The organism is Salinicola sp. JS01, from assembly GCF_030284585.1.
Classification (GTDB): Bacteria; Pseudomonadota; Gammaproteobacteria; order Pseudomonadales; family Halomonadaceae; genus Salinicola.
Map to the genome: position 1 here is coordinate 1,577,516 of NZ_CP127244.1, position 14,428 is coordinate 1,591,943.

General features: G+C 65.9%; 10 protein-coding genes and 1 pseudogene. 1 reads left to right on the forward strand and 10 read right to left on the reverse strand.

Going from position 1 to position 14,428, the window contains the following annotated elements; all coding sequences use genetic code 11:
- The first annotated feature begins 113 nt into the window (after positions 1-113).
- Entirely contained in the window at positions 114-1,862 is a 1,749-nt protein-coding gene (locus QO259_RS07150; protein ID WP_285952309.1) for a methyl-accepting chemotaxis protein, read from the forward strand.
- 162 nt (positions 1,863-2,024) lie between these two features.
- Here QO259_RS07150 and QO259_RS07155 read toward each other — a convergent pair.
- The 10 genes and pseudogenes from QO259_RS07155 to QO259_RS07200 form a co-directional block, all read right to left on the reverse strand.
- Positions 2,025-3,331 (reverse strand): annotated as a pseudogene (locus QO259_RS07155) (NAD(P)/FAD-dependent oxidoreductase).
- A gap of 144 nt (positions 3,332-3,475) precedes the next feature.
- The gene (locus QO259_RS07160; RefSeq protein WP_207030869.1) at positions 3,476-4,021 is read right to left on the reverse strand and encodes a glycine zipper 2TM domain-containing protein; all 546 of its coding nucleotides are present in this window, start codon (positions 4,019-4,021) and stop codon (positions 3,476-3,478) included.
- Between the two features lie 386 nt (positions 4,022-4,407).
- The gene (locus QO259_RS07165; protein WP_207030867.1) at positions 4,408-5,469 is read right to left on the reverse strand and encodes a polyamine ABC transporter substrate-binding protein; all 1,062 of its coding nucleotides are present in this window, start codon (positions 5,467-5,469) and stop codon (positions 4,408-4,410) included.
- A 70-nt stretch (positions 5,470-5,539) separates the two neighbouring features.
- Positions 5,540-6,904, reverse strand: a complete 1,365-nt coding sequence (locus QO259_RS07170; RefSeq protein WP_285952310.1) for a glutamine synthetase family protein — start codon at positions 6,902-6,904, stop codon at positions 5,540-5,542.
- Positions 6,905-6,979: 75 nt separating this feature from the next.
- Positions 6,980-8,053 carry an ABC transporter substrate-binding protein gene (locus QO259_RS07175; RefSeq protein WP_285952311.1) on the reverse strand — a complete coding sequence of 358 codons (1,074 nt, stop codon included), beginning with the start codon at positions 8,051-8,053 and terminating at the stop codon, positions 6,980-6,982.
- A 97-nt stretch (positions 8,054-8,150) separates the two neighbouring features.
- Positions 8,151-8,948, reverse strand: coding sequence for an ABC transporter permease (locus QO259_RS07180; protein ID WP_285952312.1), 798 nt, complete (start codon positions 8,946-8,948; stop codon positions 8,151-8,153).
- Positions 8,945-9,874: an ABC transporter permease gene (locus tag QO259_RS07185; RefSeq protein WP_051896082.1), complete on the reverse strand. Its 930-nt coding sequence runs from the start codon at positions 9,872-9,874 to the stop codon at positions 8,945-8,947. The genes QO259_RS07180 and QO259_RS07185 overlap by 4 nt, the downstream gene beginning before the upstream one ends.
- 10 nt (positions 9,875-9,884) lie before the next feature.
- A complete protein-coding gene (locus tag QO259_RS07190) occupies positions 9,885-10,994 on the reverse strand; it encodes an ABC transporter ATP-binding protein (protein WP_285952313.1) in 1,110 nt (369 codons plus the stop codon).
- Between the two features lie 301 nt (positions 10,995-11,295).
- On the reverse strand, positions 11,296-12,675 hold the full coding sequence (locus QO259_RS07195) for a glutamine synthetase family protein (RefSeq protein ID WP_285952314.1): 1,380 nt from the start codon (positions 12,673-12,675) through the stop codon (positions 11,296-11,298).
- A gap of 343 nt (positions 12,676-13,018) precedes the next feature.
- A complete protein-coding gene (locus QO259_RS07200; protein WP_285952315.1) occupies positions 13,019-14,278 on the reverse strand; it encodes a 6-phosphofructokinase in 1,260 nt (419 codons plus the stop codon).
- Positions 14,279-14,428: the final 150 nt, after the last annotated feature.

The window sequence follows — 14,428 nt, forward strand, 5'->3', positions numbered from 1 at the left end:
TGCCGGGTTGAATCGTGCTGGCGCGTCGTTGGCGGCGAGGTATCGGATTCTGGCCGGGAGGGTTGCGCGTCGCCGGATCTCACTCGATAACTCCAACGACCGAGAACGTACGCATGAAGGCACCCTCCGTTTTGCGCGCCAGACACGCGTTCAGCCTGCAGACCAAGATCGTGGCGCTGACGCTGATACCGCTGTTTGTGATCATCGTGGCGCTGGTGAGCGTCAATATCGTCTCCAACCTCAATGACAGTCGTCGAGAGCTGGCCGAGCAGCGGCGATTGTTGATCGACAGTCAGGTCAAGGCGGTCAAGGGCATCGTCGATCTGGCCAAATCCGCCATCACGCCGCTGGTCGAGAACGCCGGCAGCGACCCTCAGGCCGCCCAGGCCAAGGCACGCGATCTGCTGCGCGGGCTCTCCTTCGACGGCACTAACTACATTTTTGCCTACACCTTCGATGGCACCAATCTGGTGTTTGCCCCCGACACCAAGAAAGAGGGGACCAACATGCTCGGCGTGACGGACGCCGATGGTAATCATGTCATCGCAGACCTGATCCGGGTCGCTCAGCAGGGCGGGGGACGCTACAGCTATCTGTGGCCCAATCCCGGCACCGGCAAGGTCGAGCGCAAGTACTCCTACGCCGAGAGCATCGACGGCTGGAACTGGATGATCGGTGCTGGCATCTACGCCACCTCCATCGATCAGGCGATGGCGGCGGCAGAGGCCAAGGCGGCGAACAATCGCCACACCATGCTGTGGCGCTCGCTGCTGCTGGGTGGCGGGGGGATGCTGCTGGCGGCGCTGGTCGCCAGCGTGCTGGTGCGGCGGCTGCTCGGCCCGATCCGGCGCACCGCGGAGGCGATGGGGGATATCGCCAGTGGCCAGGGCGATCTGACGCGCCGCCTGGCCGTCGACAGCCGCGACGAGGTGGGCCAACTCGCGACCCAGTTCAACGCCTTCGTCGGGCGCATGCAGGAAACACTGCGTGACGTGCGTTCGAGTACGCGTAGCGTTCACGCGACGTCGTCCCAGATCGCCGATGCCAGCGGGGAGCTGGCATCGCGCACCGAGCAGTCGGCGGCCAGCCTGCAGCAGACCTCCGCGTCGATGGAGGAGATCACCACCACGGTGGCACATGCCACCGACTCGGCCACTCAGGCGAGTCAACTGGTGCAGTCGACCAGCGATGTGGCCCAGGAGGGCGAGCAGGCGATGGCCCAGGTCGAGGCGCGGATGAGCGAAATCACCCAGTCGGCGGCGCAGATCGAGGAGATCATCGGGCTGATCGACTCCATCGCCTTTCAGACCAATATCCTCGCGCTGAACGCCTCCGTGGAGGCGGCGCGCGCCGGTGAGCACGGGCGCGGCTTTGCGGTAGTGGCCAGTGAGGTGCGCTCACTGGCGGGGCGTTCGGCGGAGGCGTCGAAGAATATTCGTGAGCTGATCGCGCAGTCGGCCGAGCATACCCGCAGCGGCAGCGAGCTGGTGAATCGGGCCGGGACCACCATGCGCGAGATCGTCGGCAGCGTGAATCGCGTTGCGGACGTGATCGGTGAGATCAGCGCCGGTGCCAAGGAGCAGAACAGCGGTATCGGCCAGATCAATACGGCGGTGGCGGAGATGGATGCGATGACCCAGCAGAACGCCGCCATGGTGCAGCAGTCGGCCACCGCGGCGGCCGATCTGCAGCAGGAAGCCGAGCGCCTGCGCGGCTTGATCGATACCTTCGTGCTCGGCGAGGACGTTGCGGAGGAAGTGGCTGAGGCACTCGATACTCGGCCGAAATCCGCCAACGTGCAGCCGGCATCGTTAACGGCCAAGCGCAGTCACCAAGACGAAGAGGCGTGGCAGACATTCTGATCCGGGGGTAGATCGTAGCTCGAGGGGTGGCCACTGGCCGCCCCTTGCGGTTGCCTGCCGGGTCTGTGAATCCGGTCTGACTCTCGGCGCCGAGTCAGGCCGGCATGTCGGCCCGCGATCGATCGCTACGGCGCTGGCGGCATGACTGTCGAGTCGAGAGCTTCACCAGCCGAGCTGGTCGCGCATCCGATAGTACCAGGCGCCGAGGGCGGTCAGCGGCACACGGAAGAGGCGGCCGCCGGGGAAGGGGGTGTGCGGCAGATCGGCGAAGGCGTCGAAGCGCTCGAGTTCGCCGCTCAGCGCCTCCGCCATCAGCCGTCCGGCCAGATGGGTGCAGGTCACACCGTGCCCGGAGTAGCCCTGGGCGTAGTATACGTTGTGGTTGATGCGGCCGAACTGCGGCAGGCGATTGAGCGTCAGCAGGAAATTGCCGCTCCAGGTGTAGTCGACCTTGACCCCCTTGAGCTGGGGAAAAGTCTTTTCCAGATTGGGTCGAATGACCGCTTCGATGCTCGCCGGATCGTGGCCCCCATAGGTCACGCCACCGCCGTAGATGAGTCGGTTGTCGGCCGAGAGGCGGTAGTAGTCGAGCAGATAGTTGCAGTCCTCGACGCAGGCATCGTTGGGCAGCAGCTCGCGGGCGGTGTCGGCATCCAGCGGCGCGGTGGCCAGCACCTGGGTGCCGCAGGGCATGCTCTTGCCCTCGAGCTCCGGCAGTAGACCATTGAGATAGGCGTTACCGGCGACGATCACGCGCTCGGCGCGGACCTGCCCCTGGGCGGTGTGGATCACTACCGGATCGCCGTGGCGGATCTCGACCACCGGCGAATGCTCGTGTATCACGCCGCCGAGGGATTCGAACGCGGCGGCCTCACCGAGTACCAGGTTGAGCGGGTGCAGGTGCCCCCGGAATGGTCGAATAGCGCGCCCACGTAGCGCTCGGAGCCGATCTCGCGGCGGTAGCCTTTAGCATCGAGCAGCTCGAGCTGACGGTGCCCGTAGCGCTCCCACAGCGCTTTGTGCTCGACCAGCCCCTGCATCTGCTTGTCGCTGCAGGCAGCGAACAGGTTGCCTTCCTTGAGGTCGCAGCGAATGGCGTAGTCGGCGATGCGCGAGCGGATGATCTGGTTGCCTTCGAACGCCATGCTGCCCAGCGCTTGGGCAGTGGTCTGGCCGTACTTGGCCTCGATCACGTCCATATCGCGGCTGTAGCTATTGACGATCTGCCCGCCGTTGCGCCCCGAAGCGCCGAACCCGATGCGCGTCGCTTCCAGCACCACCACGCGCAGCCCGCGCTCGGCCAGATGCAGCGCCGAGGAGATACCGGTGAAGCCGCCACCGATCACGCACACATCGGCGTCGATCTGGCCGCTTAGCGGCGGACGTTCCGGGGCCGGGTTGGCCGAGGCGGCGTAGTAGGAGTCGACGTGACGCTCGGGGAAGGTCGCAGCAGAGGCTTGAGGCACGATGGCGGGCTCGCGTGTTGAATTTATTCGACGGATGCCAAGAGGGTAGCCGGTCCCGTCACGCGGCTCAACCGGCACCCGGCGCAAACACGACCGCGCCGGCAGAAGCTGCCGGCGCGGTGAGAGAAAGCACTGTGGGCGGGGATGTCAGGCGCCGCCGGCACTCTGCCACTGGGGCTCGCCGTTGCGCATGGAAACGCGGTCGCCTTCGGGCTTCTTGTCGAGCTTGGCCTCGTGGACTTCGCCATCGTAGCGGTAGCGCACGTCGTAGCCGACGGTCTCCTGTTTGGTGTCCTTGACCGTGTTGCAGCGCTGCTCCGTGGTGGTGTAAGTGTCACCCTGCTGCATCTGGCCCTGGACCTGATTACCGGCGATACCACCACCGACCGCACCGGCGGCCGTCATGATTTTCTTGCCACTGCCGCCGCCGAACTGGTTGCCCACGACGCCGCCGACGATGGCGCCGATGGCGGTGCCGGCGATGCGGTGCTCGTCCTGCACCGGGCGGCGGTGAGTGACGGTCACGTTATGACACTCCTGACGAGGTGTCTCGGAGGTCTGAGTGATGGGGTCGACGCTGATGATGTCGGCGTACTGCGGCTGGCTGTCGCCGGACTGGTAGGCGCCGATGGCAACACCGCCGGCGACACCGAGGGCGGCGATGACGCCGCCGATGATGATCGATTTCTGCATGGCCTTGCTCCTCTTGCGGACCGGCTCGTGTTCCGTCGAGCCCGAGACGGAAACCCCGCGATTTGTTCTGATCCCAAGCACGGATAGCGAGTGCCGATGGCGTCTGAGCTCGCTGTCTGCCGGACGTTCGTCGCGGTGACTGGGGGAACAACGCGCTACGGGTGACGTCCCTGTCGTGATAGCGGCGAATCGCCTTCCGTCGGTGGCAGCGGCGTGGAAGACGCCGCCAATCGGTAGGCTCAGTTTAGTTCAGGCGGAGGCGAAGAGAAGGGCGCAACGAATTGTTGAACGCTGTTTTCATATTGATAAATGGGTGTCTGCTCGCGGCGACATCGGCGCCGAAGGCCCCGTGACGCGGGGCTTTCGGCGGCAGCCGCCGACGTGTCTCAGCGGTTGCGGGCTTCGTTGGCCAGCTGCTGGAGCAGTTGCAACTGGTCGCCTTCCAGCTGGGGCGCCGGCGTCAGTTTGACGCGCTGGGCGTCGCTAAGCTGCGAGGCCTGGCGCAGGTCGGCGCTGAGCAGTGGCAGTGCTGCCTGATTGGGGGTGCGGTAGTAGGCGTAGGTGGCCGAGCGTGCAGCGTTCTCCGGGCGCAGCATGAAGCTGATGAATTCACGCGCCAGCTTCGGGTGGGGCGCGCGTTTGGGGATCGCCAGCGTATCCACGCCGAGCTGCGAGCCCTCCTCGGGGATGAAGAACTCGAGCTTGCCGTAGGTCTCGGGCGCGTCCGCCTTGCGATAGTCGAGATCGCCACTGTAGGTGACCGCGGCGCGGGTCACGCCGCGGGCGATCTGATCGATGGCGGCGGTGCTATCGGCGAAGCCGCTGAAGTTGGGACGATGCAGGGTCTGGCTCACCAGCTTGGCGGCGGCAATCCAGTCGTCGCGCTGGGTGCAGTCGAAGCCGTGGCCCTGATAGGCGCAGGCCATGCCGAACAGCACCTGCGGGTCACCGCCGAGCAGGGCGAAGGGCTGGTCCGGATTGACCTTCGGGTCGAGCAGCAGTGACCAGGAGTGGGCGGGGTCGGGGAACACCGTGGTGTCGTAGACGATCCCGGTGACGCCCCACAGATAGGGCACGCTGTAGGCGTCCTGGGGATCGTAGCTGGGGTGGCGGAAGGCCGGCATCAGGTTGTCACGCCCTTGGATGTCGTCGCCCAGCGGCTGGATCAGCCCGGCTGCCACCAGCCTCGGCACGTAGTAGTCGGTGGGCACCACCACATCGAACTGGGCGTCGCCGCCGGCGACCAGCTTGGAGAACATCTCGGCGTTGGAGGTGAAGTAGCTCTGCACCACCTCGACCCCGTACTGCTTCTCGAAGTCCTCGATCACGCCGGGGTCGGCGTACTCGGTCCAGTTGAAGAGGTAGAGCTTGTCCGGCGTCTGGGCCTGGGCGGCGGCGCTCAGCGACAGGCAGAGCGCGCTCAGGCAGAGGGCGGCGGTCGTGCGCATGCGGTATCACCTCGTGTCGGGGCGGCCGCGCGACGCTGAAAGCCCGGCATCGCGCGGCCACCGTTGGGGGTCAGACCCGCAGCAGCAGGTGCTCGCGCTCCCACGAGCTGATGACCCGGAAGTAGGCCGAGTGCTCGGCGCGCTTCACCGCCAGGTAGCTGCGGGTGAAGCGTTCGCCCAGCAGGTCCGCCAGCGGTGCGCACTCACTCAGCGCATTGAGCGCGGGGCCGATGTCGTCGGGCAGGGTATGGCCCATCGACCATGCCGAGCCGGTCAGCGGCGGGCGCGGCTCGATCTGCGAGAGCATGCCCAGGTAGCCGCAGGCGAGCGAAGCCGCCATCACCAGATAGGGGTTGGCGTCGGCGCCGGCGAGACGGTTCTCGACCCGCGTGCCGGGCGCCGGGCCCACCGGCACGCGCAGGCCCACGGTGCGATTGTCGTAGCCCCACTCGGTGTTGATCGGCACCGAGCTGTTGCTGCCGCCGGGCATCAGCCGGCGGTAGGAGTTGACGTTGGGGGCGAAGAACGGCATCGCCGAGGGCAGGTACTGCTGCAGCCCGCCGATGTAGTGATGAAACAGCTTGCTGGGGCTGCCGTCGGCGCCGGCGAACAGGTTGTCGCCGCTGTCGCGGTCGAGCAGGCTCTGATGCAGATGCATCGAGCTGCCCGGCTCGTTGGCCATCGGCTTGGCCATGAAGGTGGCGTACATGTTGTGGCGCAGCGCGGTCTCGCGCAGGGTGCGTTTGAAGATCACCACCTGGTCGGCGAGACGCAGCGGGTCGCCGTGGCGGAAGTTGACCTCCATCTGCCCGGCACCCTCTTCGTGGGTCAGGGTGTCGATATCCAACTGCTGCGCTTCGCAGTAGTCGTACATCTGCTCGAACAGCGGATCGAACTCGTTGACCGCGTCGATGGAGAACGACTGGCGGCTGCTCTCCTGGCGTCCCGAGCGCCCGATCGGCGGCTCCAGCGGGTAGTCGGAGTCGGTGTTGGTCTTGACCAGGTAGAACTCCAGCTCCGGCGCCATGATCGGCTGCCAGCCGCGGGCCTCGTAGAGCGCGAGAATGTGCTTGAGCACGTGGCGCGGCGAGAGTTCCACCGGCTCGCCGTTCATGTAGAGGCAGTCATGGATGATCTGCGCGGTGGGGTCGTCGGCCCACGGCACCAGATAGGCGGAGTCGGGGGCCGGCACCAGCTGCATGTCGAGCTCGGCCGGGTTCCAGAAGCGGATATCGTCGTCGTCGGGGTAGCCGCCGGTGACCGTCTGGATGAAGATCGAGTCGGGCAGTCGGGTATGCCCGCCACGCAGATACTTGCCGGCGGGCATGATCTTGCCCTTGAGGATACCGGTGAGATCGGAGACCAGGCACTCCACCTCGGTGATGCCGTGGCGGCTGAACCACTCTTCGAGCACGTGATGCGGTGTTTCGCTCATGACGCTGTCCTTGTGGCGCACGTGGCGCCGTCTGGGAAGCCGCCGGCGCCGCGGGCACCGGCGGTTGACGCTTGCTTACCGCGATTGCACTTCCTGCCACAGCTGCTGGAACAGCTGCAGATTCTGACCGCCCAGGCTGGGCGAGAACTTCAGCCGCGCCAGGTCGGCCTCGTCGGGCAGCGCCGGCGGCTGGGTCAGGTCGGCGTCGAGATAGGGCTGGGCTGCCTTGTTGGGGCTGGCGTACTGGACGTAGTTGGAGAGCTCGGCGCCGATCTTGGGGTCGAGAATGAAGTTGATGAACTTGTGCGCCAGTTCCGGATGCGGCGCCTTGGCCGGGATCATCATGTTGTCGACCCACATCTCGGTGCCTTCGTCGGGGATCATGAAGGCGATGTGCTTGAACGCTTCCGGATTTTCGCGCTTCTGCTGCAGGTAGTCACCGTTGTAGGAGATACCGGCACGCACCACGCCGCGCTGGATCTGTTGCAGTACCGGCGTGCCGTCGGTGAAACCGCTGAAGGTGGCGCGGTGCTTGGTGTCCAGGATCAGCTTGGCTGCGGGCTTCCACGCCTCGGCTCCGGTGCAGTCGTAGCCCGAGCCGAGATAGGCGCAGGCGGCGCCCATGTTGACCTGGCCGTCGCCCATCAGGGCGAAGGGCTGGTTGGCGTTGACCTTGGGGTCGAACAGCAGCGACCAGCTCTTGGGCGCGTCGGGGAAGACATTGGTGTCATACACGATCCCGCTGGTGCCCCACTGATAGGGCACCGAGTACTGCGCGCCCGGGTCGTAGCTGGGGTCGGAGAACTGCGCCATCACGTTGGCCAGGTTGGGGATCTGCGACTTGTCGAGTTTCTGTACCAGGCCGCTGTCGATCAGCCGCGGCACGTAGTAGTTGGAAGGCACGATGATGTCGTATTGGGACACGCCGCCGGCGTTGAGCTTGGCGGTCATCTCCGGCAGCGAGTTGTAGTAGCTCTGCACCACCTCGACCCCGTACTTCTTCTCGAAGGCCTCGATGACCTTGGGGTCCATGTACTCCGTCCAGTTGAACAGATACAGCTTGTCGGCGCTCTGGGCGGAAGCCGACCCGGCCAGCAGCATGCCACCCAGGGCCAGGGCGACTCGGGTTGTGATTGTTGTGCGCTTCATCGACGAATACCTCCCGGGGTGATGTCGATACCGGACCCGACAGGGCTCGGCGGAAAGGGGTCATGCGGGTGCGCCGGCCACCTCGGCCGGCGCGATGTCAGTGCTGCTTTTGCCGATTGAACAGCAGGCTCAGGATCGCGGCGATCAGCACTGCGCCGATCATCAGCGTGGCGATGGCGTTGATCTCCGGTGATACGCCGCGGCGGATCGCGCCCCAGATGTAGATCGGCAGGGTGGCGTTCTCGGGGCCGGCGTTGAAGAAGCTGATCACGAAATCGTCCACCGACAGCGTGAACGAGAGGAAGAAGGCGGCGATCAGCGAGGGCTTCAGCGTCGGCAGCAGGAAGAACCGGGCGCGCTGGAACGGCGAGGCGTAGAGATCCTTGGCCGCCTCGAACAGCGTCGGGTCGAGACCGACGAAGCGCGAGTAGACGATCAGCGCCACGAACGGAATCTGGAAAGTGACGTGGGCGATGATCATGGTCAGCAGGCTGGGGCCGAGGATGCCGAACTGGCGATCGATGCTGATGAAGAACGCCATCTCCGAGATCCCGAAGACGATGTCCGGCATCACGATCGGCAGGTAGATCAGCACGATCAGCCAGCCGAGCTTGCGTGCGCGATGGCGATACATGCCATAACCGATCAGGGTGCCGATGACGAGCGCCAGGAGAGAAGAGGTGATCCCCAGTACCAGGGTATTGCCGAGGGCATCGAGCAACTGGTCGTTGTGGATCAGCTTGTCGTACCAGCGCAGCGAGAAGCCGGCGAAGTAGGCCGAGCTGTTGGCCGAGTTGAACGAGTAGAACACGATGACCGCCAGCGGCAGATAGAGAAAGGCCATCACGACCCACCAGAACAGGGTCAGGCCGCGGTGAAAGGCGTCGCGTTTCATATCACCACCTCCTCACCGCCGCTCAAGCGCTTGCCGATACGGCGCATGGCGAACAGCCCGCCGAAGGTGGCGAGCAGCATGATCAGCGCCCCCGCCGCCCCCAGCGGCCAGTTGGAGCCTCCGGCGAACTGGCTGGCGACCAGATTGCCGAGCATCATTGCGCGGCCGCCGCCGAGCAGCTCCGGCACCACATACATGCCGAAAGCGGGGATCGACACCAGCACCGTGCCCGCCAGCAGCCCCGGCAGGGTCTGCGGGAAGACCGCCAGCCAGAACGCGCGCAGCGGCGAGGCGTAGAGATCCCGCGCCGCCTCGACCAGGGCGTAGTCGAGCTTCTCGAAGGCGGCGTAGAGCGGCAGCACCATGAACGGCAGGAAGTTGTAGATCAGCCCCAGGGTGACCGCGAAGTTGGACGGGTAGAGGCCCATGTTGGGGCCGATCAGGCCGAAGAACTGCGCCAGCTCGGCCAGCGGCGTGCCCGGAGAGAGCAGATTCATCCAGCCGAAGGCGCGGATGACCTGATTGGTCCAGGAGGGCACCACCACTGCCAGCAGCATCAGCGCGCGCCACTTCTCGCGGCTGATCGAGATGCGGTAGGCGAGCGGATAGGCGACCAGGATCACCAGGCCGGTGGCGAGCAGGGTCTGCCACAGTGAGCGCAGCAGGGTGTAGAGATTGCCCGGGCTCCAGCCGAGGAAGCCGAAACCGGCGAGCTGGCTGAAGGCGTCCAGCGTCAGCGGCATCTGCGGCTGGCCGTAGGGGCCGTTGGTCATGAAGGCGACGCCGATCAGATAGAGGCTCGGCAGCACCAGAAAGACGACGATCCAGATCACGCCGGGGGCCACGCTCCACAGCAGGTGGCGCGTGTCCGGCGACAACGAGCCGCTGTGGGCGGCCAGCGGATAGGGGGATTCGGGCTTGCTCATGCGCGTCTCCTCAGGCGTCGAGCCTGACGATGTCTTCGGGGCAGATACTCACCGTCACCCGGTCGCCGACCGCATGCAGGCGCTGACCGAGGTTGCTGGCGGTGGCCAGCAGCACCACGCCGTCGACCTCGAGGCGGTACTCCACCCGGCTGCCGCGGTAGAGGCGCTCGCGTACCACGCCCTGCAGCACATTGTAGCCCTCCGGCACTTCCGGCCCCAGCTCGATCACTTCCTGGCGGATCAGCAGCATGCCGTGGCGCTCGTGCTCTGCCAGCGGTTTTTCCAAGCGCAGCTGGCCCAGCGCGGTGGTCACCCGATCGCCGCTGACCGAGCCGATCTCGAACAGATTGACGTGCCCCATGAAGCGCGCGACGAAGGCGTTGACCGGCGTCTCGTAAACGGTCTGCGGCGGCCCCACCTGCTGGATCACGCCGCCGTCGAGCACGGCGATGCGATCCGACATCACCATCGCCTCCTCCTGGTCATGGGTGACGAAGACGAAGGTCATGCCGAGGCGCTTCTGGGTGCGCTGCAGCTCGACCTGGAGCTGGTTGCGCAGGCCGGCGTCGAGCGCCGACAGCGGCTCGTCGAGGAGCAGCACATCGGGCTCGCAGACCAGCGCCCGGGCCAGGGCGACGCGCTGGCGCTGGCCGCCGGAGAGCTGATTGACGCGACGCTCCATCAGCGCGCCGAGCTTGATGAAGTCGGCGATCTCCTGCACCCGGCGCTCGCGCTCGGCGACCGCCACGCCTTTCATGCGCAGGCCGAAGGCGATGTTGTCGTGCACCGAGAGGTGCGGAAACAGCGCGTAGGACTGGAACACGGTATTGACGCTGCGCAGATGCGGCGGCGTCGTGGTGACATCCTTGCCGCCGATGGTCAACGTACCCTCGTTGGGCGCTTCGAGGCCGGCGAGAATCCTAAGCAGAGTGGTCTTGCCGCAGCCGGAGGGGCCGAGCAGGGTAAAGAACTCGCCGGCGTGAATGTCGAGATCGACACCATCGAGGGCGACGGCGTCGCGTCCGAAGCGCTTGTGCAGGTTGCGCAGGGCGATCGCCGAGGCGTCACGCACCTGCTGGGTGCCGGCGGCGTCGGGCTCGGCAGAAGGAGGCACAGTCATAGGTCACGAGATTCCCATACCCGGTGGTCGAGGCTGTCGATGCCAGCGAGACCGACCCGCGCGAAGCGGTCGGCATGGCGGTGGCGCGACAGGACGAAGCGTAACCCAACGTCAGCCGCGATGCAGCGGGGAACTGTCCCAATCTTGCCGCTGCGGGTGACGGGGTGCAGGGCGGGCCGGGTGGGTGAGACGGGGCGTTGTGATTGTCATACCGTTCTCCTGGGCCTGTATCCGGTGAATGTGTTTGATGAATGTGTTGGATGAATGTATCCGCTGAGGGTGTCGCAGATAGCGCGTGCTATCAGGTGTTGCGCAAGTACCAGCGATATTCCAAAGCGCTGATCGCCTGGCGCGAGAGTTCGTACTCCGCGCGTCGGTTGGCGTGATAGACCTGATGAAAGGTCTCGCCGAAGCTGTCGATGAAGACCTCGCTCTCGAGCCAGGCGTCGAGCGCCTGGGGCCAACTGATCGGCAGGCTCGGCTCGACCTGCTCGTAGGCGTTGCCGGTGATCGGCGCTGGCGGCGTCAGTTCGCGTGCCATGCCGTGCTCGATCCCGGCGAGCAGGGCGGCCACCAGCAGATAGGGGTTGGCGTCGGCGCCGGCGACCCGGTGCTCGATGCGCCGCGCCCGCGGCGAGCCCGAGGGAATACGTAGCGCCACCGAGCGGTTGTCGTAGCCCCAGGTCGGCGCCATCGGCACGTACAGGCTGGGCTGAAAGCGCCGGTAGGAGTTGAGATTGGGGGCGAAGATCGCCATTGACGCCGGCATCAGCTCGGCCAGCCCGGCGATCGCCTGCTGCAGCCGCGGGCTGCCCAGTTCGCCGCCGTCGGCGGTGGCGAAGACGTTGTCGCCGGCGGCGTCGAGCAGGCTGATGTGCACGTGAGTGCCGTTGCCCGCTTCCTGGCTGTAGGGCTTGGCCATGAAGGTGGCCTCGAAGCCGTGGCGAATCGCCACGCCCTTGATCAGGCGCTTGAGCATCACCGCCTCGTCGCAGGCGCGCAGGGCGTCGGCATGGTGCAGCAGGTTGACCTCGAACTGCCCCGGGGCGCACTCCTTGAGCGCGGTGTCTATCGGCAGTCGCTGGGCCTGCGCGGCGAGGGTGATGTCCTCGAGGAAGTCGGCGTACTCGTCGAGCTCGATCACCGAGTAGAGCTGGCTCTGGCTGGCGCGCTCGCCGGTGGCAGGTGAGCGCGGCGGCTGCGGCGCGCCGACGCTGTCGCGCTCGCGGTCGATCAGATAGAACTCCAGCTCCACCGCGATCACCGGGGTCAGCGCCATGGCCGAGAAGCGGCTCAGCAGACGCTTGAGCAGCTGGCGCGGATCGCAGGCGAAGGGCGTGCCGTCATCCTCCTCCATGGTCATCAGCATCTGCGCCTGGTTGCCGTGCTTGGCCCAGGGGGTGGTGACAAGGGTGCCGGCAACCGGGCTGCAGGTGCGGTCGCCGTCGCCGGAGGCCAGCCCCAGGCCGGTCTCCTCGATGGTATTGCCGCACACGTCGAGGGCGAATACCGAGGCTGGCAGGCGCATGCCGGCATCGAGCACGCCGATCACGTTGTCACGCGGCACGCGCTTGCCGCGAAGCACGCCGTTGAGGTCGCTGATCAACAGGTCGACGCTCTGCACCTCGGGGTGCTGGGCCAGGAAATCTTGGGCTTCCTGGAGACGATCGGAGTCGCACATGGGGGCACACGATGAGGTGATGGAGTCTCTTCGTTATTCCAAATGGGCCCGCTGTTGTCAAACTTGCTATGAAATATTTTACACCGGCTTGGCGCTAGGAAAGGGCTTTGCTACCCAGTGAGCCTCTGATCTGGCAGTTATGTAGTATCCAGTGGCGAGGGATGTTAGGGGAGATGCCCAGAATGGGCATTATTCTTGACAGGCGCTCGGAGGATTGGTCGTAGCAACGTGCGGGTGATAGCGCGCGGGCAGCGGTCTGAGGGGGCGTGGGGGCTAGTCAGGGGCGGGGCTGGCAATCGCCGTGATCAGCGCCAAGCACGTGGCGCTGATCACGGCGTGCGGATCAGACGGTGAAGTCGGGCAGCTTGCGTGCGACCCGGGCCTTCTCCAGCTTGGCCACCTTGGGCAGGCCATTCTCGAACGGCGGGAAGTCCTCACCCTGGATCAGCGGGGCCAGATAGCGGCGTCCGGCCTCACTGATGTAAAGACCATCCTCGCTGATGTAATCGCGCGGCATGAACTTCTCATGGTTGGCGATCTCGGCCAGCGGCGCCGCCTCGATCTGCCACTCATAGGGGCTCTCGGAGACACGTTTGATCGCCGGCATCATCGCATTCTGACCGTCGAGTGCCAGCTCTACCGCAGCCTTGCCCACAGCGTAGGCCTGCTCGACGTCGGTGCGCGAGGCGATATGCCGCGCGGCGCGTTGCAGGTAGTCGGCCACCGCCCAGTGGTACTTGTAGCCGAGATCCGCCTTGACCATCCCGGCCAGGGTCGGCGCCACGCCGCCGAGCTGCTTGTGGCCGAAGGCGTCGGTGCTGCCGGCATCGGCGAGGAAGGTGCCGTCGGCGTACTGGGCGCCTTCGGAGATCACGATTACGCAGAAGCCGTGGCGCTTCACCGCTTCATCGATGCGCGCCATGACCGCGGCGCGGTCGAAGGCGATCTCGGGGAAGATGATCACGTGGGGCGCCTGCTCGGCACTCTCGCCGGCCAGGGCACCGGCCGCCGCGATCCAGCCGGCATGGCGGCCCATGACTTCGAAGATGAACACCTTGGTCGAGGTGGCGCACATCGATTCGATATCGAGCGCCGCTTCGCGGGTGGAGGTGGCGACATACTTGGCCACGCTGCCGAAGCCGGGGGAGTTGTCGGTGATCGGCAGGTCGTTGTCGACCGTCTTGGGCACGTGGATGGCGGTGAGCGGATAGCCCATCTTCTCGGAGAGCTGTGACACCTTGAGGCAGGTATCGGCGCTGTCGCCGCCACCGTTATAGAAGAAGTAGCGGATATCGTGGGCCTTGAATACCTCGATCAGGCGCTCGTACTCGGCGCGGTGGCTCTCGATCGATTTCAGCTTGTAGCGGCAGGAGCCGAAGGCACCCCCCGGGGTGTGGCGCAGGGCGGCGATGGCTTCGTCGCTCTCCTGGTTGGTGTCGATCAGGTCTTCGGTGAGGGCGCCAATGATGCCGTTATGGCCTGCATAGACGTGCCCGATGCGGTCGGCATGGCGGCGGCAGGCTTCGATCACACCACAGGCGCTGGCGTTGATGACGGCGGTGACGCCACCGGACTGGGCGTAAAAGGCGTTGTGCTTGGCCATATCGGCTCTCATCTCCTGGGATTGGTATCTCATGCACGGCGTCGGGCCGGCCAGGCCGGCAGCAGCGGGGCAGCGTCATTCGTGGCGCCGCCGAATCGAGCCGTACGACGCCCATGTCGACGGGCGCAGCGCGGCCGCGAAGGGCAAGTG

Bases quoted from the DNA above. Each gene is read 5' to 3' on its own strand.
- QO259_RS07150 (WP_285952309.1), top strand. From the start codon at position 114: ATGAAGGCACCCTCCGTTTTGCGCGCCAGACACGCGTTCAGCCTGCAG.
- QO259_RS07160 (WP_207030869.1), bottom strand. From the start codon at position 4,021: ATGCAGAAATCGATCATCATCGGCGGCGTCATCGCCGCCCTCGGTGTC.
- QO259_RS07165 (WP_207030867.1), bottom strand. From the start codon at position 5,469: ATGCGCACGACCGCCGCCCTCTGCCTGAGCGCGCTCTGCCTGTCGCTG.
- QO259_RS07170 (WP_285952310.1), bottom strand. From the start codon at position 6,904: ATGAGCGAAACACCGCATCACGTGCTCGAAGAGTGGTTCAGCCGCCAC.
- QO259_RS07175 (WP_285952311.1), bottom strand. From the start codon at position 8,053: ATGAAGCGCACAACAATCACAACCCGAGTCGCCCTGGCCCTGGGTGGC.
- QO259_RS07180 (WP_285952312.1), bottom strand. From the start codon at position 8,948: ATGAAACGCGACGCCTTTCACCGCGGCCTGACCCTGTTCTGGTGGGTC.
- QO259_RS07185 (WP_051896082.1), bottom strand. From the start codon at position 9,874: ATGAGCAAGCCCGAATCCCCCTATCCGCTGGCCGCCCACAGCGGCTCG.
- QO259_RS07190 (WP_285952313.1), bottom strand. From the start codon at position 10,994: ATGACTGTGCCTCCTTCTGCCGAGCCCGACGCCGCCGGCACCCAGCAG.
- QO259_RS07195 (WP_285952314.1), bottom strand. From the start codon at position 12,675: ATGTGCGACTCCGATCGTCTCCAGGAAGCCCAAGATTTCCTGGCCCAG.
- QO259_RS07200 (WP_285952315.1), bottom strand. From the start codon at position 14,278: ATGGCCAAGCACAACGCCTTTTACGCCCAGTCCGGTGGCGTCACCGCC.